Raw genomic sequence first — 24130 nt, forward strand, 5'->3', positions numbered from 1 at the left:
GCTTACGACGAACCATAAACATGCAAACACTCACCGTAGACCTGGGCGAGCGCAGCTACCCCATCCACATCGGCGCCAAACTGCTGCACCAGCCCGCTTTGATCCTGCCGCATCTGGCGCAAAAACGCGTCGCCATCGTTACCAACACCACGGTGGCGCCCCTATATCTGCAAACGCTTGGTGACGGCCTGGCGCTGAACGACGTGGACGTGGTGCCGATAGTGCTGCCCGACGGCGAGCAATACAAAACCTGGGAAACGCTGAATACGATTTTCGACGCATTGCTGACCCATCGCTGCGAGCGCAAGACTACGCTGATCGCGCTAGGCGGCGGCGTGATCGGCGACCTCACCGGCTTTGCGGCGGCGAGCTATCTGCGCGGCGTGCCGTTTATCCAGATTCCCACCACGCTGCTGGCGCAGGTGGATTCCTCGGTGGGCGGCAAGACCGGCATCAACCATCCATTGGGCAAGAACATGGTCGGTGCGTTCTACCAGCCGCAACTGGTGCTGGCCGATACCGATACGCTGAAAACCCTGCCGCCGCGCGAGCTGTCTGCCGGGCTGGCGGAGGTGATCAAATACGGACTGATCTACGACGCGGCTTTTTTCGACTGGCTCGAAGCCAACGTCGAAAAACTGCGCGCATTGGATGCAGAGGCCATTGCCTACGCGGTGCGCCGCTCGTGCGAAGTCAAGGCCGAAGTAGTGGCCAAGGACGAGCGCGAATCCGGCCTGCGCGCGTTGCTGAATCTCGGCCATACCTTCGGCCACGCCATCGAGTCCGGCATGGGCTACGGCAACTGGCTGCACGGCGAGGCGGTGGCCGCCGGTACCGTGCTGGCGGCGGACGTGTCGCGGCGCATGGGGCTGATGAGCGCAGCTGAAGTCGAACGCGTGCGCAGTCTGTACCTCCGCGCCGGCCTGCCCGACACTGCGCCCGATCTGGGCGTGGAGGCATACATGCAGCACATGGGGCTGGATAAAAAAGTCGAAGGCGGGCGTATCCGCTTTGTGTTGTTGCGCGGCATCGGGGCGGCGTTTGTGACCGCCGAGGTGCCGCAAGCCGACCTGGAGGCGGCGCTTACCCACTATGTCCAGCCGGCCTGAACTTGCTCCCTACGCCGCGCGCAGCGCCGATTCGCGCGGGCGGCGTCACCCTGAACCGTCGGCTGCGCCACGCAGCGAATTCCAGCGCGACCGCGATCGCATCATTCATTCCAGCGCGTTCCGGCGCCTGGAATACAAGACCCAGGTGTTCGTGAACCACGAGGGCGACCTGTTCCGAACGCGTCTCACACACAGTCTGGAAGTCGCGCAGATCGGCCGCACCATCGCACGCATCATGACACTGAACGAAGACCTGGTTGAAGCGGTGTCGCTGGCGCACGATCTCGGCCACACGCCGTTCGGCCACGCCGGGCAGGATGCGCTCAACGCCTGCATGAAGGAATACGGCGGTTTCGAACATAACCTGCAATCCTTGCGCGTGGTGGACAAGCTGGAAGAGCGCTACGCCGAATTCGACGGCCTCAATTTGTGCTTCGAGACGCGCGAAGGCATCCTCAAGCACTGTTCGCTGCATCATGCGCGCATGCTGGGTGACGTCGGTGAGCGCTTCATCATGAAACAGCAGCCCAGCCTGGAGGCGCAGGTTGCCAACCTCGCCGACGAGATCGCCTACAACAACCACGACGTCGATGATGGCCTGCGCTCGGGACTGATCACGCTGGAACAACTGGAACAGGTGGATCTGTTTGCGCGCCACCTGCAGGCAGCCAAGACCAAATATCCGCAGCTCAATGGCCGCCGCCTGATCAATGAAACCGTGCGGCGCATGATCAACACCCTGGTGCTCGACCTGGTGGAACATAGCCAGGCCGCCATCGATGCGGCGGGGGTGCAAAGCCTGGACGAAGTGCGCGCCGCGCCCATGCTCGTCGGTTTCAGCCCCGCTATTGCGAACGAAAATCGCGAGCTCAAACAGTTCTTGCGCAAATACCTGTACCGCCATTTCCGTGTCGCGCGCATGAGCACCAAGGCTGTGCGTGTGGTCACTGAGCTGTTTGCAGTGTTTCTGTCCGATCCTGGCCTGTTGCCCGTGGAACACCAGGAAAAAGCCCATGTCGACGCGCCGCGTGCCATCGCAGACTATATCGCCGGGATGACAGACCGCTATGCCATGCGCGAGTACCGGCGATTGTTTACGATTGAGGAAGTCAGCCTGTAGCGTTCTATGGGTGCTACAAGTCTTTCGAAGTACTGAATAAAAATAAGGCTTGTATTGGACCGTTCGGTCCGGTAAGGTTTTTACCTTTCCTGAGCAGACTATTTATGCCCCGCTGTCGCGAATTCGATATCGACCATGCCCTTGACCAGGCGCTCAACGCGTTCTGGCTCAAAGGCTATGAAGCCACGTCGATGACGGATCTGACGGCGGCCATGGGCTTGAGCAAAAGCAGTTTTTACGAATGTTTCGGGAGCAAGCGCGAGGCGCTGCTGGCGGCATTGAGTCGCTACAGCGCACGCGAGTTGGCCGAGACCCGGCGTCATTTCAGTGCTGATGGGCCGGTTGCGATGCTGCTTGCCGAGTGGGTCAGGCACAGTATCGATCCGGCTGCCTGCCGGCCCAGCCAGCGCTGCGGTTGTCTGATCGTGAATATTGCCGTGGAACTGGCGCCGCATGATCGCGAAATTGAAGATGCGGTGCGCCATCACCTCGACCTGCTTGCCGAGTTTCTGGCAGAAACCATCCAGCGTGGAAACGCGGATGGCTCGATACCGCCCGGGTTTGAGCCTGCCCACAGCGCCGACATGCTGCTGAACTTGATTGCCGGTATTCAGGTGCTGGCCAAGGGGGGTGTGGAGACGCACAGACTGGCGGCAATCATTGATGTGCAATTGGAATGCCTGCTAGGGCCTTCTCATTAAGCAATGCGGTTTTTTTTAATCATTTTGGACTGTTCAGTCCGTAACTACAGGAGCTCGTAATGACTACCGTGCACCAAAGCAAGCCCGATGTATCGACAATGACCGACCTTTTTCAACCCTATCAGCTCGGCACCCTGACGCTGGCCAATCGTATTGTCATGGCGCCACTTACCCGCAGCCGCGCACTGGCTGGCGATGTGCCCGGCCCGCTCGCGGTAACGTATTACACGCAGCGCGCCAGCGCCGGATTGATTATCAGCGAGGCGACACAGATTTCCCAGCAGGGCAAAGGCTATATCCAGACGCCCGGCATCTATAGCCCGGAACAGGTTGCGGGATGGCGCAAGGTGACGGATGCGGTGCATGGCGCGGGCGGAAAGATATTCCTTCAGCTCTGGCATGTGGGACGCATTTCGCACCCCGATTTTCAGCCTGATGGCGGACTGCCCGTTGCGCCTTCGGCGATCAAACCCGAAGGTACGGTGTATACCAGCAAAGGCAAGGAAGATATGGTCACCCCGCGGTCCCTGGAAACAGCGGAGATTGCCGGCATCGTTGCCGATTACCACAACGCGGCACAGAATGCCCGCGACGCGGGTTTTGATGGGGTGGAGATACATGGCGCGAACGGCTACCTGCTCGACCAGTTCCTGCGCGACAAAACCAATCAGCGTACCGATATTTACGGTGGCAGCGTCGAAAACCGCGCGCGCCTGTTGCTCGAAGTTACCGACGCCGTGCTCTCGGTTTGGGATGCGGAACGTGTCGGGGTGCGCCTGTCGCCGCTGAGCACGTTCAATGACATCGACGACAGTGATCCGGCAGCGCTGTATGGTTACGTAGTCGAGCAGCTGGCAGCCCGGAAACTGGGCTTCCTGCACATGATCGAAGGCAATACCGGCGGCCCGCGCGAAACCGGCCGCGATTTCGATTTCAAAGCCATGCGCAAGCGCTTCCCGAATACCTACATGGCCAATAATTGCTACACGCGCGAGATGGCGCTTGCTGCAAGGGCTGACAATGCTGTTGATCTGGTCGCCTTCGGCCGGCCGTTCATTTCCAACCCGGATCTGGTCGAGCGCTTGCGCCGCAATGCGCCGCTCAATGAGCTGGACCCCGCGACGCTATATGGTGGTGATGAGCACGGCTACACCGATTATCCTTTTCTGGATCATTAAGCTGGACTGAGTGATAGCCGGGCAGCGGCGTCAGAAGCCATGCTGCAATGCCCGCGCAATCACCCAGCATTGCACTTCCAGCGCGCCGGCTTTGAGCAGGGTTTCGGCCAGCGTATCCAGTGTGCTGCCGCTGGTCATGACGTCATCCACGATGGCGACACGTTTGCCTCGAATGCTGGGGTCGCAGGCAAATGCGCCACGCAGGTTTTTGCGCCGTTCCTTGAGCGGCAGGCTGGTTTGCGGCGGCGTGTCAATGACGCGCGAGGCGGCGTGGGGCAATACCGGCAGATGCAGATTGTGGGCGACATGCCGGGCGATTTCATGCGCCTGATTAAAGCCCCGCTGCCTGAGCCGGTTGGGGTGTAACGGCATGGGAATCAGCGCATCCGGTAAAGGCTTGCCCTTCACCTGCATTGCCAGGGAGTCTGCAAGCAGAGAGACGACGGCGAAATTGTGGCTGTATTTGAGTGACTGAACCAAACGATCCAGCGGAAAAGCATAGGTAAAGGCAGCCCATGTATGAGCAAAGTGGGGCGCACGTTTAAGGCAGTGCCCACATACTTTGCCATCCAGCGTGGGGAGTGCACACACCGGGCAACACGCCTGGTTATGGTAGGGCAGGTCAGCGGCACAGCCGGCACATAGCTTGGCGCGACCGGAGAATGCACCGCATAGCAGGCAATCCTGCGGCAGCAAGGTTTGCATAAATTTTGTGCAGATGTTCAATATTGGCACAGACGAAATTGACTATCCAGCTCAAATAAAAGACAATTCGAGCATTCTAACGCGCCCCCTCGTGCATGAAAGTCAAAAAGCTTATTACCGCCGAGCAATCGCGATTTTCGGCACAGATGTTCAACATCGCCAGCGTAACGGCCACGCTGATTCCACCTTTGCTGATGATCTGGATTGCCGCATCCATTTTTGTATATGCCTCGATCGCCCATCATCCGAACCCGCGCACGGCTGAGTACAACCGCTTTTCCGGCTATCGATTCTATGGCGCAGCCGGGGCGATGATGGTGTTCGGTCAGCCAATTTATGTCCTGTTCGGCAACTGGCATGGCTTGGTGGCGATATGGGCGATACTGGCCATTGTGGTGGTGCCGTGGGGGCTGTGGAGTATTTACAAGGCGGGCCATGAGGAATGGCAGGATATGACCATAGAGGTAGACACCAATGAATGACATGACCCAACCCGCAGCCTTGATCGAGCCGGCCAACGAAAAATGGCGCGTGGCCGAGGTGGAGGCGTTGTTTGCGCTGCCTTTCAATGATCTGATGTTTCGCGCGCAAAGCGTGCACCGCGAGCATTTCGACCCCAATACCGTGCAACTGTCTACGCTGCTTTCCATCAAGACCGGCGGCTGCTCCGAGGATTGCGGGTACTGCCCGCAAGCCGCGCGCTACGACACCGGAGTAGAAAATCAGGGCCTGCTGGAAATGGATGCCGTGCTGGATGCAGCGCGCGCAGCCAAGGCCGCCGGTGCGACGCGCTTTTGCATGGGCGCCGCCTGGCGCGGGCCCAAGCAGCGCGATCTGGATCCGGTGCTGGACATGGTGCGCGAGGTCAAGGCGCTCGGGCTGGAAACCTGCGCCACGCTGGGCATGCTGAAAGACGGTCAGGCCGAGCAGTTGAAAGATGCCGGACTGGATTACTACAACCACAACCTCGATACCGCGCCCGAGTTCTACGGTGAGGTCATCACCACGCGCGCCTACCAGGACCGGCTCGACACGCTGGATCGCGTGCGCGGCGCTGACCTGCATGTATGCTGCGGCGGTATCGTCGGCATGGGTGAGTCACGCACCCAGCGCGCCGGGCTGATTGCACAGCTCGCCAACCTCGACCCGCAGCCGGAATCGGTGCCGATCAACATGCTGGTGCAGGTGGAAGGCACGCCGTTGCAGGACACCGAGGCGCTCGACCCGCTCGAATTCGTGCGCACCATCGCGGTGGCGCGCATCGCCTTGTCGAAGAGCTATGTGCGGTTGTCCGCCGGACGGCAGGAGATGTCTGAAGCCATACAGGCGCTGTGTTTTCTGGCCGGCGCCAACTCGATTTTTTATGGCGAAAAACTGCTGACCACCGGCAACCCGGATGTGACGCGCGACCGAGATCTGCTGAACAAGCTGGGAATACGGCCGCAGGGCGAGTCGCATTGATCCGGAGGGATTGACAGGATGAAAGCTGCTCGCGGCAGGTAGTTCTGCGATCCCGTCATTCTGTCGATTTCGTAGTTCACGTGATTACATCGCTTCCTCCCTTTAATGCACTGGAACGCCTCCGCGCCGAACTGGCCCAGCTCAAGGCGCAAAGCCTGCGGCGTAACCGGCGTTTGCTCGAATCACCGCAGGGCGCCCGCGTGCATGTTGAGGGGCGCGCCTTACTGTCGTTCTGCAGCAATGACTATCTTGGATTGGCCAATCATCCTGCGCTGATTGCTGCGGCCAGCCAGGCAGTACTCGGCACGGGTGTGGGTGCGGGTGCTTCGCATCTCATCACCGGCCACCATGCGCTCCACCATGCGCTGGAAATGCGTATTGCCGAATTCGTCGGCTTGCCTGCCGCGTTGCTATTTTCCACCGGTTATATGGCCAATATCGGCGTGGTGACGGCGCTGATCGGGCGCGACGGCGAGGTATTTGCCGACCGTCTCAACCATGCCTCGCTCAACGATGCCGCGCTGTTGTCGCGCGCAAAATTGACGCGTTACCCGCACAACGATCTGGCTGCGTTGGAAACCCAACTGTCATCCAGCCGCGCAGTGCAAAAGCTGGTGCTGGTGGATGCGGTATTCAGCATGGACGGCGACTTGGCGCCGCTGCCTGATTTGCTGGCGCTGTGTGAGCGTTACGACGCGTGGCTGCTGGTGGATGATGCGCACGGTTTTGGTGTGCTGGGCGCGGGTGGGCGTGGGGCGTTGGTGCACTTCGGCCTGGCGTCGCCACGCATCATCTACATGGCCACGCTGGGCAAAGCCGCCGGTGTATTCGGAGCGGTCGTGGCAGGTGAGGCAGAGGTGATCGAATGGCTGCTGCAAAAAGCGCGCACCTATATTTACACGACCGCGACGCCGCCGCTGCTGTCGGCGGCTTTGCTCGCCAGCATTGATCTGATCGAAGCGGGTGACGGTTTGCGTGCGCATTTGCAAAACCTGATCAAGCAATTGCGTGCCGGTCTGCATACCCCAAACTGGCAGCTGATGGATTCCGCCACCCCCATCCAGCCTGTGCTGATCGGTAGCAACGATGCAGTGCTGGCAGCCAGTCAGCGCTTGCTCGAACGCGGCATCCTGGTACCGGCGATCCGCCCGCCTACGGTGCCTGCCAACAGCGCGCGTCTGCGCATCTCGCTGAGCGCGGCACACACTGAAGCCGATGTGGCGCAGCTGGTGGACGCGCTTAACAGTATTCATGCAGCGGGCTGATTTGCATATCGAAGTAGGTGGACAGGGCGCGCCGCTGGCGCTGCTGCACGGCTGGGGCATGCACGGCGGAGTCTGGGCGGGTGTGACCGACGAGCTGGCTCGGCATCATCAATTGCATATTGTGGATTTGCCCGGCTATGGCGGCAGTGCAGCGCTCACTCCTTACACGCTGGAAACGTTGGCAGCGCGTTTGATCGATGCATTGCCGGCGCATTTCGATGTATGCGGCTGGTCGCTTGGCGGACAGCTGGCGCTGACCATGGCGCGGTTATATCCGGCGCAGGTGGGCAGACTGGTTACCGTGGGCACCAATCCATGCTTTGTGACGCGCGCCGATTGGCCGCAGGGCATTCAGCGTGAAGTATTGCAACTCTTCGCGGAAAGCCTGGTGAATGATTATGAAGGCACGCTGAAGCGTTTCCTTGCCTTGCAGGCCAGAGGAGACGAATCGGCGCGAGCAGTGCTGGCACGACTGCGCGAGTTGCTGTTTGTGCGCGGCAGGCCGGACCAGGCAGTACTCGAAGCCGGACTGACCATTTTGCTCGATGCCGATTTGCGGAGCGTCGTTCCGGACATCACTCAACGCGCTTTGGTGATACACGGCAGCCACGATGCCCTGGCCCCGATGGCTGCTGGCGAATGGCTGGCGCAACACCTGCCGGGTGGCAATTTGTGTCGTATTTCCGGCGCTTCACACGCCCCCTTTCTCTCGCATCGTGTCGAGTTTGTTGCGGCGCTGACGGATTTTTTGCATGACTGACGCCATTTACGATCTCGACAAAAAACAGGTGCGTGCGGCCTTCGACCACGCTGCCGCCAGTTATGACGCACATGCCGTGTTGCAGCGCGAAATTTGCGACCGCATGCTGGAGCGGCTCGACTATGTAAAACACACGCCTGGTACCTTGCTGGATGCCGGTGCGGGCACAGGTTATGGCACGACCAGCCTGCGCGGGCGCTACCCGGAAGCGCATCTGGTGGCGCTGGATCTGGCTGAATCCATGTTGCAGATCGCCCGCCCCAAGCCCAGCCTGTGGCAGCGCATCAGTCGTGCTGCGCCGTTTAGCGCAGTGTGCGCGGACATTGACCGGCTGCCGCTGAAAACTTCCAGCGTGGACATGGTGTGGTCCAATCTCGCGCTGCAATGGTGCAATGATCTCAATGTGAGCTTTGCGGAATTGCACCGGGTGCTGGCGCCCAATGGTTTGCTGATGTTTTCCACCTTCGGCCCGGATACGCTCAAGGAATTGCGTCAGGCGTTCAACACGGTGGATGGTTACAGCCACGTCAACCGTTTCGTCGATATGCACGACATCGGCGATGTGCTGGTCCATGCGGGGTTCAGTACGCCGGTGATGGACATGGAATACATCACGCTGACTTATGACGATCTGAAAACGCTGATGCGGGAGCTCAAGGCAATCGGCGCGCACAACGTCACGGCGGGGCGCAATCCCGGACTGATGGGGCGCGCGCGCTGGCAGGCGCTGGAAACGGCATATGAAAAATTTCGCCATGAAGGTCGCCTGCCGTCCACTTACGAAGTGATCTATGGCCACGCCTGGGTGAACCAGAAAACCCGTACCGCCAATGGCCAGCAAATCATCCAGATGAATATCCAGAGGCGCCGCACGGAGAAAGGCCTGCCATGACAGCGCGGGGCTACTTCGTCACCGGCACCGACACCGGTGTGGGCAAGACGCTGATATCGGCTGCCCTGCTGCGCTATTTTGCCCAACGCGGATTGCGCGTGGCCGGAATGAAACCGGTGGCGGCGGGATGCGAGTGGCGTGATGGGGTGGCGTATTGGGATGATGTGGAGCAACTGCGCGCCGCAGCCAATGTGGACGTAGCGCCAGCGCTGGTGAATCCCTACTGTTTCGAGGCCGCCATCGCGCCGCACATTGCAGCTGCGCAGGCCGGGGTGACAATCCAGCTGGATGTGATCGCGCGGGCTTGTGATGCCTTGCACGCGCAGGCCGATGTCGTGATCGTGGAAGGCGCAGGCGGTTTTCGCGTGCCGTTGAATGATCATCAGGATATGGCCGACCTCGCGCGCAAGCTGTCCTTGCCGGTGATACTGGTGGTTGGTATGCGCCTGGGTTGCATCAACCATGCGTTGCTTAGCGCCGAAGCCATCCGGCAGGCCGGGCTGCCACTGGCGGGTTGGGTGGCCAACCGGATTGATCCCGCCATGGCGCAATTTGACGCCAATCTGGCGACGCTACAGCAGCGCCTCAATATGCCTTTGCTGGGCGTAGTGCCGTGGCTGGCCAGTATGGATTTTTCAGCTGTTTCTGCCCCTCTCACATTCGAAAAATTGCTCTAACAGAAAATTAGAATAGTGTTATTTAATTAATAAATATATAAGCATTTCAAAAGCTTGCATTACATATTTTGATTGTTGTCGAAGCCATGCTGTGCTAATTTAGCTGGCGTGGCAAAAGGTCGCAGGGCATCCGACTAAAAAAGACAACAGCGGGATATGCACTTTCAAATGTACGGTGGCATACACATCACACAGGCAGGAGCAGTGGATTGTTGCATCACTGCTCGTCCCAATTGTTCCCTGTCGCGGTCGGGAAAAATTCTCGTTCTGGCTTCTTTTTTTCTGATTCTGTCGATTCCTGCAGTGGTGTTTACTGCAATGGGTGCCTGGCCTATTCTGCCTTTTGCCGGATTTGAAATGCTGGTTGTGCTGCTGGCGTTTTATCAACTTTCCTGCCACGAAAACGATTACGAACGCATTACCATTGAGGGCGATTCGCTCGTGCTGGAGCGTCGCGATAATGTGCGCGTCATTCGCTCCGAATATCACCGCTGCTGGGCGCAGGTGGTGTTGCAATGTCATTCCGTGGGCCAGCAGTGCCGCGTTGCGCTGCGTTCACATGGAACAGAGCAGGAATTGGGGCGGCATCTTAACGATGAGTTACGTACCGAACTGGCGCATCAGCTGGAACGACGGCTGGGATGTCAATAATAAGTAGCATCATGAGGATGGGAGAAGGCATGAAAATAAAACGAATGTTGGGATCGGTCGCAGGCATGGGACTGGCTTTGGCAACGAATTTGGCGCACGCGGCCTATGAGCTGAATCTTCAAACACCGGAAGCACCGATTGCCGATCAAATTTATCATCTTCACACACTGATAATGTATGTGGTGCTGGGGATATTCGTGGTGGTGTTCGGCACCATGTTCTATTCCATTTATGCGCATCGCAAGTCCAAGGGCCATCAGGCGGCCCATTTCCATGAAAACACCACGGTTGAGGTTATCTGGACGATCATTCCGTTTTTTATCCTGATAGGCATGGCGTTTCCCGCGACCAAGACGGTACTGGCCATGAAGGATACGGCCAGTCCGGACATGACGATCAAGGTGACCGGCTTTCAATGGAAATGGGAATACGATTACTTGCAGGAAGGAATACATTTTTTCAGTAATTTAGCGACCCCCAGGGAGCAGATTGACAACAAGGCCGCGAAAGATGCGCACTACCTGCTGGAGGTGGATCACCCCCTGGTGGTGCCGACCGGCAAAAAAATCCGCATGCTGGTTACTGCAGACGATGTCATCCACTCATGGTCGGTACCGGCCTTCGGTGTGAAGCAGGACGCGATTCCAGGGTTTATCCGCGATACCTGGTTCAAGGTTGAAAAGCCGGGTATTTACCGCGGCCAATGTTCCGAGCTGTGTGGCAAGGACCACGGCTTCATGCCTGTTGTGGTCGAGGCTAAAACCCCCGAGGACTACGCTAAATGGCTGGCTGAACAGAAAGCCAAAATGGCGGCTGTGGTCGAGGATCCCAACAAGGTCTATACCCTGGACGAGATGAAGAGCAAAGGCGAAAAGGTATTCACCACCCATTGCGCGGCCTGCCATCAGGCCTCGGGTATGGGGATTCCTGGAGCATTCCCGGCTCTAAACGGCTCCAAGATTGCTACCGGCAACAAGGAGGCGCACATTAATCTGGTGATGAACGGTAAGCCGGGGACCGCGATGGCAGCATTTGCAGCGCAACTGTCCGATACCGAAATTGCAGCGGTGGTCACATATGAGCGTAACGCCTGGAATAATCATACTGGCGATGTGATCCAGCCGTCTGAAATCAAAGCACTGCGTAAATAATCAAGCGAGCAAGAAGAGGAGACTCGATATGGATGCGACACACGCTCACGATCACGATCATGGTCATGATCATCACCCCAGTGGTTTGATGCGCTGGGTAAAAACAACCAACCATAAGGATATCGGCACGCTGTATTTGTGGTTCGCGTTGATCATGTTCTTCTTTGCCGGCAGTCTGGCGATGATGATTCGTGCTGAGCTGTTTGAGCCGGGTATGCAGTTCATGCATCCTGAGTTCTTCAACCAGCTTACGACCATGCATGGTCTGATCATGATTTTTGGTGTGATCATGCCGGCATTTACCGGGTTTGCGAACTGGCAGGTTCCTCTGATGATCGGGGCGCCGGATATGGCGTTTCCGCGCATGAACAACTGGAGTTTCTGGCTGTTGCCGGTGGCAGCTATCTTCCTGATCGGCCAGTTCTTCCTGCCCGGCGGCGCTGTCGCAGGTGGCTGGACCATGTACCCTCCGCTGTTCATACAAGGAGGAGCATCCTATGACCTCACCATCTTCGCCGTGCACATCATGGGTGCTTCGTCCATTATGGGTTCCATCAACATCATCACAACTATCCTGAACATGCGTGCCCCCGGCATGACGATGATGAAGATGCCGCTGTTTGTGTGGACATGGTTGATCACGGCCTATCTGCTGATCGCTACCATGCCGGTATTGGCGGGTGCTGTGACCATGCTGCTGACCGACCGCCATTTCGGTACGCATTTCTTTAATGCCGCCGGTGGCGGAGATCCAGTCATGTTCCAGCATATTTTCTGGTTCTTCGGACACCCGGAAGTGTATATCCTGATATTGCCGGCCTTTGGCATCATTTCCCAGATTATTCCAACGTTTGCACGTAAGCCACTGTTTGGTTATGCATCGATGGTATATGCCACCGGTTCCATTGCCATTCTGTCGTTTATCGTTTGGGGACACCACATGTTTACCGTGGGCATGCCGGCGGCAGGGCAGTTGTTCTTCATGTATTCGACCATGTTGATAGCGGTACCAACTGGGGTAAAAGTGTTTAACTGGGTAGCCACCATGTGGAAAGGTTCGATGACTTTCGAGACACCAATGCTGTTCGCGGTGGCCTTTGTATGCCTCTTTACCCTGGGGGGGTTTTCCGGATTGGTGCTGGCAATTACGCCAGTCGATATCCAGTTGCAGGATACTTATTACGTCGTCGCGCATTTTCACTATGTGCTGGTATCCGGGGCGCTGTTCTCTATTTTTGCGGGCGCCTATTACTGGTTGCCAAAATGGACCGGGCATATGTATGACGAAAAGTTGGGCAAGCTGCATTTCTGGCTCTCGGTCATTTCCATGAATATCCTGTTCTTCCCGATGCATTTCCTTGGGTTGGCCGGGATGCCGCGCCGCATTCCAGACTATGCGTTGCAGTTTACCCAATTCAATCAGATTGCCTCGGTTGGCGGATTCATCTTTGGCGCCAGCCAGTTGATTTTCCTGATCGTTGTATTGAAAGCAGTGCGTGGCGGAGCCAAGGCAACCGACAAGGTTTGGGAAGGTGCGGAAGGTCTGGAGTGGACAGTGCCATCCCCCGCCCCCTATCACACGTTTGAAACAGCGCCGATGGTTAAGTAAGCATTAGCGGGCGGGGTAATTGCCCTGCTCGAACTGGAATGGGTGAATATATTGAATAACGAGGCTAAAAAATATTTCACGGCGATCTCGCTAGCTTTGATAGCGGTCGGCTTGTTTCTTTACACCATTATTTACCACTGGCAATGAGCGCGACGCAAGCCAACCGGGTAATGCTAAAAAAACTGGGCATTGTTGCTATTGCAATGTTCGGGTTCGGTTTTGCGCTGATACCGTTTTACAACAAGCTTTGCGAAGTCAGTGGCCTCAACAAGGGTGGTGAGCAGGAACTCGCCAAAAATACCCAGGTAGACCTGAGTCGAACAATACGGCTTGAGTTGGATGCCAACCTCAACGAAAACATGCCATGGAAATTTTCCTCCATGAAGCCCATTGTCGAGGTGCATCCGGGGCAATTGATGCAGGTGGATTACCAGGCGGTCAATAACAGTGATGTGCCGATTTCCGGACAGGCGATCCCGAGTTATGCGCCTGCACTTGCAGTGCAATATTTCAAGAAAATCGAATGTTTTTGTTTTACCAAACAGGTGCTTAAACCACATGAAACCAAAATCATGCCGGTATTGTTTGTAATTGATCCTGCTCTGCCGAAGGATGTAAAGACCATTACCCTTTCGTATACGTTTTTCAATCTGAACCCGAATGCACAGGCCGTCGCAGCAAACGATAAGGGCGTACGTGGTTGAGGATGGGCAGCGTAAAACACTCTCCGGCTGGCGCGCGGCCAAGACGGTGTTCTGGAGTTTTCTGGGTATCCGGCGCAAGTCGGATTACCAGTCGGATGTAACCCATCTGAAGCCCATGCAGGTCATCGTGGCCGGGTTGATAGGTGCTGCATTATTGGTAGGTGCGATTTTATTTTTGGTCTATCTGGTGACCAAGTAAAATAATTTTTAGGCGTGTGAAAAAATAAAACAGTGAAGGAGGAGCACAGTCATGGAAACGCATCAGGATAGATATTACCTCGCACCACCATCGCATTGGCCGATTGTCGGGTCGATTGCATTGATGCTGCTGGCATTTGGATTTGTCATGGATCTCAATAGTATGGGCAATGGCAAGCTCGTCATGCTTGCCGGAGCAGGTGTGCTGCTGTTCATGCTGTTTGGCTGGTTTGGCACAGTCATACGCGAGAGCGAAGCAGGCAAATACAACGAGCAGGTGGATTTGTCATTTCGCTGGAGCATGAGCTGGTTCATTTTCTCAGAAGTGATGTTTTTCGCTGCTTTTTTCGGCGCGTTGTTCTATACGCGAACAATCTCGGTTCCCGGTCTGGGCTCGGGCGAAACCATGCTGCAGTTGTGGCCGCACTATACGGCCACTTGGCCGACAGCCGGTCCGGGGCTGGCCTCGAAATTCACTCCGATGGAAGCTTGGGGCATCCCCGCCATCAATACTTTGCTGTTGCTGACTTCAGGTTTGACCGTGACCTGGGCGCACTGGGGATTGAAGAAAAACAATCGCACCCAACTGGTGCTTGGCCTGATCTTGACCGTCGCGTTGGGTATGTGCTTCCTCGGTTTGCAGGCCTATGAATATCACGAAGCCTATACCAAGCTGGGCCTGACGCTGGGGGCGGGTGTATATGGCGCCACGTTTTTCATGCTGACCGGGTTTCACGGTTTTCATGTCACCATCGGCACCATCATGTTGATTGTGATTCTGTTTCGTTCGATGGCTGGGCACTTCAAGCCAAGCCATCATTTTGCGTTCGAGGCAGTGTCCTGGTATTGGCACTTTGTGGATGTGGTCTGGTTGCTGCTGTTTGTGGTGGTGTATTGGTTATAAGAGCAAGGCGGGGATAAAGGGGACTGCGCCGCACGCGCAAGTGTGCGGCGCTTTTATTCCGGGTTACACACTGCGTTGCGGCAACCAGCCAAAATGGAAGCCGAGCATCAGCAGGGCGAACAAAGTGAGGGACAATATGATCCTTACCGTAAGTGCCTTGACGGTACGTTCGGATTGGCCTTTGTCTTTGATGAGGTAGTAGAGTGCACTGAACAGGCTGGCGAGAATCAGAAAAATAAAAATCAACACAATAATGCGCATGACGGGTCTCCGCGATACAATTTTTTAGTCTATCCCAGCCTACCGAGACATGCCAGCGAGACACTAGCAAGATGAGATTTGGAGCCTATCAATTCAAGCCGACGCTGGTGCCCACCTTGGCCATGATAGTGATGATCGCGCTGACTTTGTTTTTAGCCAACTGGCAACTGAATAGGGCAGATCAAAAAAACGCATTGCAGGCACGCTATGACCTGATGCAGCGAGACCCCGCCGTGACGCTACCAAGGGGGGGCGATGGCACAAACCTGTTGTACCAAAAAGTGGCTTTGCATGGCCATTTTGATTTTTCCCGCCAGATTTACATCGATAACAAGCTCTACCAGGAGCGCGCAGGTTACTATGTCATTGCACCGTTTCGCGATGACTATAGCGGAAGCTATGTGCTGGTTAACCGGGGTTGGCTGGCTGCAGGTAATCGCGCTATCCCCCCGCACGCAGAGCGGGTGCTCGGCGAGGTGCGTATTGAAGGTATCGTGACCAACCCGATTAGCCGTTTCCTGGAACTGTCGGCAGCAACGGTACAGGGGCAGGTATGGGAAAACCTGCATTTTAAGCGTTACGCGGCGACGCTACCCTATGCTGTACAACCCATTTTGATCCAGCAGATCAATGACACTCGGGATGGCTTGGTAAGGGTATGGGATCGCCCCGACGCCGGTGCGGCGATGAATATGGGTTATGCCGTACAGTGGCTTGCAATCGCAACGGCAATTCTAATTATTTATCTGGTGCTCAATGTCAAACGTATCTCAGCCTGAAAATAGAATTTCCCGCATCAAGCTATTGTTGCTATTCGGGCTCTTTGCGCTGCCTTTGGCGGCTTCATATATTGCGTATTATTTCTGGACGCCGAGTGGAAAAACTTCCAACTATGGCGAATTGCTGCCAGTGCAGAAGCTGACTGACGACGCTGGTAAAGAGACGGGTGGATCGGCATTCAGCCAGGAAAAATTAAAAGGTAAGTGGGTAATGGTGATGTTTGACAGCGGCAGGTGTGATGCGCCTTGCCGCGAGAAACTTTATACCATGCGCCAGGTACGTACAGCACAGGGTGCGGAGCGCGACAGGGTGCAGCGTCTTTGGTTGGTCACTGATAATGTGGCGCCTGCCTCTGAGTTGATGATCGATTATCCAGGCACGATTGTGATGACGGCGAGCCAAGAGCTGAGCGCAAAATTCCCAGCGAACGGACGTGTAGCGGATTATATTTATCTGGTCGACCCATTGGGCAACCTGATGATGCGTTTTCCAAAAAATCCGAACCCCAGTGGCATGATCAAAGACATCAAGCATTTGCTCAAGACATCGCAAATTGGCTAGAAAATTAAAACTGAAGGTGCGTTCAGCGTACACAATGGACGGAGGAAAAGATGACCAGCAGCCTGATTTTGCAATTAAGCGTTTGCCGCTGTCAGCAATTTTTGCGGCTTTGCAAATTGCGCGTTGTATCGTTGATCGTATTTACAGCTGTGATTGGCATGTTCCTCGCGGTGCCCAGCTGGCCACCCTTGGTGCCGATGCTGGCTGCTACGCTGGGTATTGCCATGGTGGCAGGTGCGGCCGCTGCTTTCAACTGTCTGGTGGAGCAGAAGATTGACGCCAAAATGGCGCGCACGCGTGCCAGGCCGCTGCCCACCGGGGAAGTCAACAGTGCACAAACACTGGTGTTCTCTGGTTTGGTAGGTGGCGCCGGGATGTATTTGCTGCATGCATATGTCAATCCATTGACGGCATGGCTAACTTTGGCCACGTTTGTAGGCTATGCGGTGGTCTATACCATTTTTCTAAAACCGGCCACCCCGCAGAATATTGTGATCGGAGGCGCATCGGGCGCCATGCCGCCAGTGCTGGGATGGGCTGCGGTTACCGGTGAAGTGAGCAGTGATGCGCTGCTGTTATTCCTGATTATTTTTGTGTGGACACCGCCGCATTTCTGGGCGCTCGCCTTGTATCGCCGCAAGGAATATGCGCAAGCCGGATTGCCCATGCTGCCGGTAACTCATGGTGAAGAATACACGCGCTTGCAGGTGCTGCTCTATACCGTGGCGCTTACCGCAGTAACGTTGCTGCCATTCGTTACAGGCATGAGCGGGTTGATCTACCTCGGCGGCACGCTAATATTGGATGGTATCTTCCTCTATTATGCGATTTCAATTTATCGTCATTACAGTGATGCCTTGGCGCAAAAGACATTTCGTTATTCAATCCTGTACCTGAGTTTGCTGTTTGCACTGTTGCTGGTTGACCATTATTGGATGATCAAATTTATGCGGCCGGTGGGTTAGTGCGCCATATAAATTTTCATCATTCGGACAGCAGGAATACAATTCTGGTTTGCCCGCTACAAACTTGCGGCAAACTTTCCAGTATGTTCGAAGAGGCAATATGGTCGGCCGGCATCCAGTTCATTTCCTTTTTCTGTTTGTGGTGCTTGTTTTCAGTGCCTGCAGTCAGAAACAGCCCCCGCATTACCAGGCTACCGATATCACCGGGGTCGATTACGCGCGCGATTTTCGGCTGACTGATCAAACCGGCAGAGTACGCACTCTGGCCGATTTCCGTGGCAAGGTCGTTGCAATCTTTTTCGGATATACACACTGTCCGGATGTTTGTCCGACCACGTTGTCGGATTTCGCCATGGCGATGAAGCTGCTTGGCAAGGACGCTGCCAGGGTACAGGTCATTTTTGTGACGGTGGATCCGCAGCGGGATACACGCAGTGTGCTAGCCCAGTATATGCCCGCCTTCAATCCCGGTTTCCTGGGAATGTATGCAAGCCCGGAAGAAACTGCCGCACTGGCCAAATCATTCAAGGTCTTTTATCAAAAACAGCCGCCAGACGCGCGAGGCAATTATTCGGTGGACCACAGTGCCGGGACCTATGTCTACGACACGCAAGGCCGGTTGCGACTCTACATGGCCTATGGGGAAGGGCCACAGGCCATCGCGCACGACATTTCATTGTTGCTCGGGAGCTGAACTATCTTGCGCGCGGCGACATGTCACTGGTAAAATCCGAAAATTCGTAATATTCCAATTTACTAACACTAGTCAATTTAGACTGGGCGGCGTAGGAGAGTCCTCATGGCGGTTACGGCACTGAGCAGTACCGAGCAATACAATTTCGATATTGTGAAGAAGTTCTCCATCATGACCATGGTGTGGGGAGTGATTGCCATGACGGCGGGCGTATATATCGCGTCTGAGCTGGCATGGCCGTTCCTGAATTTCGATATTCCATACATCACATTCGGACGGCTCCGTCCGGTACATACAACCAGCGCGATTTTCGGTTTCGGCGGCAGCGCATTGTTTGCAACTTCCTATTACATTGTGCAACGCACCTGCCAGTCGCGTCTGTTCAGTGACGGTATGGCAAGCTTCACCTTCTGGGGCTGGCAGGCGATTATTGTGCTCGCGGATATTAGCTATATGCTGGGCCATACTCAATCGCGCGAATACGCGGAAATGGAATGGCCGATCGATATCCTGATCGAGATTGTATGGGTTACCTATCTTGCCCTGTTTGTCGGCACCATCATGCGCCGCAAACAGCCACATATCTATGTGGCTAACTGGTTTTTCCTGGCCTTCATTCTCGCTACGGCGCTGCTGCATACTTTCAACAATCTGGCCGTTCCGGTCAGTCTGTTCTCGATGAAGTCATACAGCCTGTTTTCGGGTGTACAGGATGCGATGACAGAATGGTGGTACGGACACAACTCGGTAGGCTTCTTCCTTACCGCTGCGTTTCTGGGGATGATGTATTACTTCGTGCCCAAGCAGGCGGGCCGTCCGATTTACTCTTACCGTTTGTCCATCGTCCATTTCTGGGCGCTGTCATTCCTGTACATGTGGGTCGGTGCGCACCACCTGCACTGGACCGCGCTACCGGACTGGACTTCCACTCTGGCGGCGACCTTCTCCATTATGTTGCTGCTGCCATCCTGGGGCGGCATGATCAACGGCATCATGACCCTGTCTGGTGCGTGGGATAAGCTGCGTACCGATCCGGTCATGCGTTTCCTGATCGTGGCGCTGTCGTTCTACGGCATGGCAACTTTTGAAGGCCCGCTGCTGGCGCTGAAGGATGTGAACGCGCTCTCGCATTACACGGACTGGACGGTTGGTCACGTGCACTCGGGCACGCTGGGCTGGGTATCAATGATTACCTTCGGTTCCATGTATCACATGATACCCAAGCTTTGGGACACCAAAATCTGGAGCCAAAAACTGGTGGGCATACATTTCTGGTTCGCCAGTATCGGAGTGTTGCTATACATCACTGCGATGTGGATTTCCGGGATTCTGCAAGGGCTGATGTGGCGTGCATTCGATCAGTACGGCAATCTTCAGTATTCATTCGTTGAGTCTGTTGCTGCCATGCACCCGTTCTATGCGATGCGTGCGATTGGCGGCATGTTCTTCCTGACCGGCATGGTGATGATGTTCGTTAACGTTGCCATGACGATTCGCCAGGCCAGGGGCGAGACGGCAGAGCTGGAAGCAAAAATGTCCGCCAAAATGGCAAAATCCGGCATGGCCGGCGCTTAAAAGTACGAGGAAGCAGAAATGTTCAATTTCAAGCACGAATGGATTGAGACTAATGTGGGCCTGCTGTTGGTGCTGACCATGCTGGCCATCAGTATTGGCGGCCTGGTCGAAATCGCGCCATTATTTCTTATCAAGACTACGGTGGAGAAAGTGGATGGTGTGCGTCCCTACACCCCGCTGGAATTGCGTGGCCGCGATATCTATCAGCGTGAAGGTTGCTACCTGTGCCATTCGCAGATGATCCGTCCGTTCCGCGATGAAGCGCTGCGTTACGGACACTATTCGCTGGCAGCCGAGTCCGAATACGATCATCCATTCCAGTGGGGTTCCAAGCGTACCGGACCGGATCTGGCGCGCGTCGGTAAGAAGTACTCCAACGAATGGCAGGTTGCTCACCTGACCAGCCCGCGCTCCATGGTTCCAGAATCAGTCATGCCCAATTTCCCCTGGCTGGAAAAGAATGAACTGAATATTTCGGATATCAAGGAACGCATGGAAGCCTTGCGTAAAGTCGGCGTACCCTATTCGCTCACCAAATCCGAATACCAGGCTAACGTCAAACAGTTCGGAGCAGCAACAGCCGAGATGCTGAGCATCCCGGATGCGCGCAAAAATCTTATCGCGCAGGCTGAGTCGGGCAACTATGATGGTGACCCCAGCAGAATTACGGAGATGGATGCGCTGGTGGCGTATTTGCAGGTGCTTGGCACCATGGTTGATTTCAGCAAATATGACGACGACGCGTTCGTGAAATACCGTTAATCAATAATAGGCCGGCCCATGGACATGCAATGGTTGAACTGGTTTGCGTCATATGAGAATACCAAGCCGCTGGCGCTGGTGATTCTGTTCGTCACTTTCGTGCTGATTGTGCTGTATGTATACGGCAGCAAAAAGCGCGGCGAGCGGCTGGAAACCTACAAATACATGCCGTTCATGGACGATGAATCTGAAAGCAAGGAAGACAACAAATGAGCCAGGAAAAATTACAGTCGCACACGGTGCAGACTACCGGTCATGCATGGGACGGCGATCTGCAGGAATACAATAATCCGATCCCGAACTGGTGGCTGTATGCATTCTATATTACTGTGTTCGCGGCAATCGCCTATTGGTTTACTTATCCTGCGTGGCCAGTAGGCCAGGGTTTCACGAAGGGCTTTGATCAGATCACCTACGTTAACGACAAGGGCGTGACAAAAACCACCCACTGGAATACTCGTGCCCTGTTCATCAAAGAAAACAACGAGGCAATCGCAGCACAGAAACCCTATTTTGATAAGGTTGCGTCGATGCCGTTTGATCAGATCGCCAAGGATCCCGAACTTAACAGCTTTGTATTATCGGCAGGCAAGCAGCTATTTTCAGACAACTGCGCTGCCTGCCATCAGCAGGGTGGTGGCGGAAAAATGGATTTCGCTCCAAATTTGACCGATGACGACTGGCTCTACGGCGGCCATTACGCAAATATTCAGCAGACCATTACCAATGGCCGTCACGGTTACATGCCGCCGTTTGCCGAAGTTTTGACCGATACGCAAATGACCCAACTGGCGGATTATGTATTGAGCCTTTCGCACAATCCTGTAAATCCGGAGAGCGCCAAGGCAGGTGACGCGTTGTTTCATTCCGAAACGGCAGCCTGCTATTACTGTCACGGGGATGATGCCAAAGGTCGCGAGGCACACGGTTCAGCCAACTTGACTGACAGCATCTGGCTGTGGGCAGACGTGCCCGATGCCAAAACCATACCGCTGAAGGAAGCCGCAGTGAAGAATGTCATTCGCACCGGTTTGAATAAAGGCGTCATGCCTAGCTGGAAAGACCGGCTGTCGGCTGAACAAATCAAGTTGTTGACAGTCTACGTACACGAATTGGGTGGTGGCAAATAAGCAGTAATTGACCCCTGATCCGGTTCCGGCCGGTCTCGCGGCCTAAACAAAACCCCTGCCATGCTGCGGGGGTTTTTTCATGGAGAACATGTTTGAACGTTGGTATTGAAGAACCGCGGGCGCTATACCAGAAGCGCATCCCAATTGTTACCCGTTCAGTTAAAGGGCGTTTTCGCAATTTCAAATGGGGCGTGATGGTACTGGCTTATGCGGTGTTCTTCGGGCTGCCGTGGCTACCCTGGACGCGACATGGCGTGGCTTCCCAAGCGGTCATGTTCGACCTGGCTGAACGTCGCTTCTTCATTTTCGACCTGGTCATGTATCCGCAGAATATCATCTGGCTGGCCTTGTTATTATTCATTGCTGCCGTCGCGCTGTTTTTTGCCACTTCATTGATAGGCCGTGCATTTTGCGGCTACTTCTGTTTTCAGACTTTATGGACAGATATATTTATCTGGATTGAAAAACTGATACAGGGTGAGCGCCCCGCTCGCATTCGGTTGCAGCGGCAGCCATGGAATGGCGAGAAGATTCTCAAACTGAGCGCGACGCACGGTCTGTGGCTGTTGATTTCATTCTGGACCGGCATGACTTTCGTGCTCTACTACGGCTACGCTCCTGATCTGCTGGTGCGGTTTTTTACCGGCCATGCCGCCTACGCTGCGTATGTCACGGTATTTTCGTTGACCCTCACCACCTACGCCGCTGCAGGTCTGATGCGCGAGCAAATCTGCGCGTATGTATGCCCCTACGGGCGCTTCCAGAGTGTGATGTATGACCCCGAAACGCTGGCCGTCGCTTATGACGCCAAGCGGGGTGATGGCAGTATGGGGCGTGCAGCGCCCAGGGCAGAATTGAAAATACATGAAATCCGCCAGCAGAAGGGTTATGGCGACTGCATTGATTGCGGGTTCTGCGTGCAGGTGTGTCCGGCTGGAATCGATATTCGGGACGGCTTGCAATACCGTTGCATATCCTGTGGTTTGTGTATTGACGCCTGCAACACCATTATGGATTCGGTGGGTTATCCACGCGGCCTGATCCGCTATGATTCGGAAGCCAATCTGGCGCAGTCTGTGCCGGCCAAACCGCATATCCACTGGAAACGAATCAAGGTTGTGGGATATTTCGTAGCGCTCAGCGTTATGACAGGTGCGCTGATATACAGTATTGCCACGCGTACCAATTTCGAACACGATGTCCAACAAATACGCCAGCCGTTATACGTAGTGCTCTCCAACGGTGACATCCGCAACCGTTACCAGATCCATCTCACCAACAAGAGCGGCGCTGATATGGAATATCGCATCAGCACGCGGGGATTGCCTCCGGGGGCGCTGGATATGGACGAGTCGCAGACCGTCAAGGTGCGCAGTGGCAATAGCGTGCTCGTGCAGGCAAGTATCAAACTCACGCCGCAGCAAGTCGGAAAATATCCCAGGTTTGATTTTGTGATTACCCCGGTATCCGAACCGGATGATCGGGTGGTAGAGCAGGTAAACTTTTATTCAAGGACGAACGGACAATGAGCTTGCTGGAAACGCTGTTTGGTGGCGCGGTAATTGTAGTGATATTGCATTGGATGCTGGGGCGCGCAGGGCTGGCAAACTATTGGCGCGGTGTGATTTCCGGTGCGGTTCCCACTATCGGTTATGCCGTGTATGCCATTATGAATAACGATCAGCTTGATGTGATCGCCATTCACGTCGCAATCTATCTCGCCACCGCAACCGTACTCAGCCTGCTCGCAAGCGATAAACGCAACTCGGGAAAACGCATGCACTGGGCACCCAAAGCGCTGGTCGTATTCTTCGGCTTGCTGACCGTGATCGATGGCACATTCGTGGCTGTTTCCACCCACGGCGTGCCACCCTGGGTGGCGAGCCTGATCATGCCACGTGCCAAGAATCACCCGGTATATTCCGGATTCTCGGGAGTTACCGAGCACGACGAACAGGCTGCAAAGGCTGTCAACGAACATCTTAAAGCGCTCTCTGATGAACAAAAGCTGGGCTGGGACGTAGAAATGGAAGGCCTGGATACACTGAAGTCTGGGCCATCAGCAGTGAATAATCTCACCATGCGTTTGCACGACAGGCAGAAACAGCCCATGCAAAATGCCGTCGTCACCTTGAATTTCTTTCGTCCCGGCTATGTGCAAATGCTTCCTCCCCTTCGTCTGCTTGAGGTTAAGCCTGGCAAGTACGGCGGCAGTATCAGTATTCCTGGTACCGGCTCATGGGTGGTCAAACTGGTGATCGAAGCCAATGGTCAACGCGTCGAACGCGAACACGATGTGAGCGTGCCTGCCTCCTGA

The 24130-nt window shown here is 55.3% G+C and carries 28 protein-coding genes; 26 read left to right on the forward strand and 2 right to left on the reverse strand.

Translation table 11 applies throughout. The features are described from left to right. Positions 1 to 20: 20 nt before the first annotated feature. The 4 genes from aroB to ACFDAU_RS01895 all read left to right on the forward strand — a co-directional run bounded on the left by aroB (position 21) and on the right by ACFDAU_RS01895 (position 4108). Positions 21 to 1109 carry a 3-dehydroquinate synthase gene (aroB, locus tag ACFDAU_RS01880; RefSeq protein ID WP_413438385.1) on the forward strand — a complete coding sequence of 363 codons (1089 nt, stop codon included), beginning with the start codon at positions 21 to 23 and terminating at the stop codon, positions 1107 to 1109. Continuing rightward, complete coding sequence (locus ACFDAU_RS01885; protein WP_413438386.1) at positions 1093 to 2229, forward strand: deoxyguanosinetriphosphate triphosphohydrolase; 1137 nt, start codon at positions 1093 to 1095, stop codon at positions 2227 to 2229. The genes aroB and ACFDAU_RS01885 overlap by 17 nt, the downstream gene beginning before the upstream one ends. 104 nt (positions 2230 to 2333) lie before the next feature. Further along, a complete protein-coding gene (locus ACFDAU_RS01890) occupies positions 2334 to 2930 on the forward strand; it encodes a TetR/AcrR family transcriptional regulator (protein ID WP_413438387.1) in 597 nt (198 codons plus the stop codon). Positions 2931 to 3028: 98 nt separating this feature from the next. Continuing rightward, on the forward strand, positions 3029 to 4108 hold the full coding sequence (locus tag ACFDAU_RS01895; RefSeq protein WP_413439484.1) for an alkene reductase: 1080 nt from the start codon (positions 3029 to 3031) through the stop codon (positions 4106 to 4108). A gap of 30 nt (positions 4109 to 4138) precedes the next feature. Here the strand turns inward: ACFDAU_RS01895 and ACFDAU_RS01900 are convergent, their stop codons facing one another. Next, positions 4139 to 4813: a double zinc ribbon domain-containing protein gene (locus ACFDAU_RS01900; RefSeq protein WP_413438388.1), complete on the reverse strand. Its 675-nt coding sequence runs from the start codon at positions 4811 to 4813 to the stop codon at positions 4139 to 4141. 95 nt (positions 4814 to 4908) lie between these two features. On the opposite strand from ACFDAU_RS01900, the gene ACFDAU_RS01905 reads away from it, so the two are divergent. From ACFDAU_RS01905 to ACFDAU_RS01960, 12 genes are all read left to right on the forward strand, one after another. Further along, positions 4909 to 5295: a hypothetical protein gene (locus ACFDAU_RS01905; RefSeq protein ID WP_413438389.1), complete on the forward strand. Its 387-nt coding sequence runs from the start codon at positions 4909 to 4911 to the stop codon at positions 5293 to 5295. Then, positions 5288 to 6274 (forward strand): biotin synthase BioB, encoded by a 987-nt coding sequence (gene bioB, locus ACFDAU_RS01910; RefSeq protein ID WP_413438390.1) that lies wholly within the window; start codon positions 5288 to 5290, stop codon positions 6272 to 6274. Before ACFDAU_RS01905 ends, bioB begins: the two co-directional genes overlap by 8 nt. A gap of 80 nt (positions 6275 to 6354) precedes the next feature. Then, entirely contained in the window at positions 6355 to 7539 is a 1185-nt protein-coding gene (gene bioF, locus ACFDAU_RS01915; protein ID WP_413438391.1) for an 8-amino-7-oxononanoate synthase, read from the forward strand. Beyond that, positions 7526 to 8299, forward strand: coding sequence for a pimeloyl-ACP methyl ester esterase BioH (gene bioH, locus ACFDAU_RS01920; protein WP_413438392.1), 774 nt, complete (start codon positions 7526 to 7528; stop codon positions 8297 to 8299). The genes bioF and bioH overlap by 14 nt, the downstream gene beginning before the upstream one ends. Beyond that, entirely contained in the window at positions 8292 to 9191 is a 900-nt protein-coding gene (gene bioC, locus ACFDAU_RS01925; protein WP_413438393.1) for a malonyl-ACP O-methyltransferase BioC, read from the forward strand. Before bioH ends, bioC begins: the two co-directional genes overlap by 8 nt. After that, the gene (gene bioD / locus ACFDAU_RS01930) at positions 9188 to 9868 is read left to right on the forward strand and encodes a dethiobiotin synthase (RefSeq protein WP_413438394.1); all 681 of its coding nucleotides are present in this window, start codon (positions 9188 to 9190) and stop codon (positions 9866 to 9868) included. Before bioC ends, bioD begins: the two co-directional genes overlap by 4 nt. Before the next feature lie 168 nt (positions 9869 to 10036). Then, a complete protein-coding gene (locus ACFDAU_RS01935; protein WP_413439485.1) occupies positions 10037 to 10519 on the forward strand; it encodes a DUF2244 domain-containing protein in 483 nt (160 codons plus the stop codon). Positions 10520 to 10584: 65 nt separating this feature from the next. Next, a complete protein-coding gene (coxB, locus tag ACFDAU_RS01940; protein WP_413439486.1) occupies positions 10585 to 11670 on the forward strand; it encodes a cytochrome c oxidase subunit II in 1086 nt (361 codons plus the stop codon). A 28-nt stretch (positions 11671 to 11698) separates the two neighbouring features. Then, positions 11699 to 13279, forward strand: coding sequence for a cytochrome c oxidase subunit I (gene ctaD / locus ACFDAU_RS01945; RefSeq protein WP_413438395.1), 1581 nt, complete (start codon positions 11699 to 11701; stop codon positions 13277 to 13279). A 143-nt stretch (positions 13280 to 13422) separates the two neighbouring features. After that, a complete protein-coding gene (locus ACFDAU_RS01950) occupies positions 13423 to 13983 on the forward strand; it encodes a cytochrome c oxidase assembly protein (protein ID WP_413438396.1) in 561 nt (186 codons plus the stop codon). Then, positions 13976 to 14182: a DUF2970 domain-containing protein gene (locus ACFDAU_RS01955; protein WP_413438397.1), complete on the forward strand. Its 207-nt coding sequence runs from the start codon at positions 13976 to 13978 to the stop codon at positions 14180 to 14182. The genes ACFDAU_RS01950 and ACFDAU_RS01955 overlap by 8 nt, the downstream gene beginning before the upstream one ends. A 51-nt stretch (positions 14183 to 14233) precedes the next feature. After that, positions 14234 to 15085, forward strand: coding sequence for a cytochrome c oxidase subunit 3 (locus ACFDAU_RS01960; RefSeq protein WP_413438398.1), 852 nt, complete (start codon positions 14234 to 14236; stop codon positions 15083 to 15085). A gap of 63 nt (positions 15086 to 15148) precedes the next feature. Here ACFDAU_RS01960 and ACFDAU_RS01965 read toward each other — a convergent pair whose 3' ends face one another. After that, positions 15149 to 15346, reverse strand: coding sequence for a twin transmembrane helix small protein (locus ACFDAU_RS01965; RefSeq protein WP_124704595.1), 198 nt, complete (start codon positions 15344 to 15346; stop codon positions 15149 to 15151). 71 nt (positions 15347 to 15417) lie between these two features. On the opposite strand from ACFDAU_RS01965, the gene ACFDAU_RS01970 reads away from it, so the two are divergent. The 10 genes from ACFDAU_RS01970 to ACFDAU_RS02015 all read left to right on the forward strand — a co-directional run bounded on the left by ACFDAU_RS01970 (position 15418) and on the right by ACFDAU_RS02015 (position 24130). Next, positions 15418 to 16125: an SURF1 family protein gene (locus tag ACFDAU_RS01970; RefSeq protein ID WP_413438399.1), complete on the forward strand. Its 708-nt coding sequence runs from the start codon at positions 15418 to 15420 to the stop codon at positions 16123 to 16125. Beyond that, the gene (locus ACFDAU_RS01975; RefSeq protein ID WP_413438400.1) at positions 16103 to 16687 is read left to right on the forward strand and encodes an SCO family protein; all 585 of its coding nucleotides are present in this window, start codon (positions 16103 to 16105) and stop codon (positions 16685 to 16687) included. The genes ACFDAU_RS01970 and ACFDAU_RS01975 overlap by 23 nt, the downstream gene beginning before the upstream one ends. A gap of 50 nt (positions 16688 to 16737) precedes the next feature. Next, positions 16738 to 17652, forward strand: a complete 915-nt coding sequence (cyoE, locus tag ACFDAU_RS01980) for a heme o synthase (RefSeq protein ID WP_413438401.1) — start codon at positions 16738 to 16740, stop codon at positions 17650 to 17652. A gap of 100 nt (positions 17653 to 17752) precedes the next feature. Continuing rightward, on the forward strand, positions 17753 to 18346 hold the full coding sequence (locus ACFDAU_RS01985; protein WP_413438402.1) for an SCO family protein: 594 nt from the start codon (positions 17753 to 17755) through the stop codon (positions 18344 to 18346). 105 nt (positions 18347 to 18451) lie between these two features. Further along, on the forward strand, positions 18452 to 19921 hold the full coding sequence (ccoN, locus tag ACFDAU_RS01990) for a cytochrome-c oxidase, cbb3-type subunit I (RefSeq protein ID WP_413438403.1): 1470 nt from the start codon (positions 18452 to 18454) through the stop codon (positions 19919 to 19921). 18 nt (positions 19922 to 19939) lie between these two features. Then, positions 19940 to 20683 carry a cytochrome-c oxidase, cbb3-type subunit II gene (gene ccoO, locus ACFDAU_RS01995; RefSeq protein WP_413438404.1) on the forward strand — a complete coding sequence of 248 codons (744 nt, stop codon included), beginning with the start codon at positions 19940 to 19942 and terminating at the stop codon, positions 20681 to 20683. An 18-nt stretch (positions 20684 to 20701) separates the two neighbouring features. Further along, entirely contained in the window at positions 20702 to 20896 is a 195-nt protein-coding gene (locus tag ACFDAU_RS02000; protein ID WP_413438405.1) for a cbb3-type cytochrome oxidase subunit 3, read from the forward strand. Then, on the forward strand, positions 20893 to 21813 hold the full coding sequence (ccoP, locus tag ACFDAU_RS02005; protein WP_413438406.1) for a cytochrome-c oxidase, cbb3-type subunit III: 921 nt from the start codon (positions 20893 to 20895) through the stop codon (positions 21811 to 21813). Before ACFDAU_RS02000 ends, ccoP begins: the two co-directional genes overlap by 4 nt. 92 nt (positions 21814 to 21905) lie before the next feature. Next, entirely contained in the window at positions 21906 to 23342 is a 1437-nt protein-coding gene (gene ccoG, locus ACFDAU_RS02010) for a cytochrome c oxidase accessory protein CcoG (RefSeq protein ID WP_413438407.1), read from the forward strand. Beyond that, positions 23339 to 24130, forward strand: coding sequence for a FixH family protein (locus ACFDAU_RS02015; RefSeq protein ID WP_413438408.1), 792 nt, complete (start codon positions 23339 to 23341; stop codon positions 24128 to 24130). Before ccoG ends, ACFDAU_RS02015 begins: the two co-directional genes overlap by 4 nt.

Source organism: Sulfuriferula sp. GW1 (assembly GCF_047300855.1).
Taxonomy (GTDB): Bacteria; Pseudomonadota; Gammaproteobacteria; order Burkholderiales; family Sulfuriferulaceae; genus Sulfuriferula.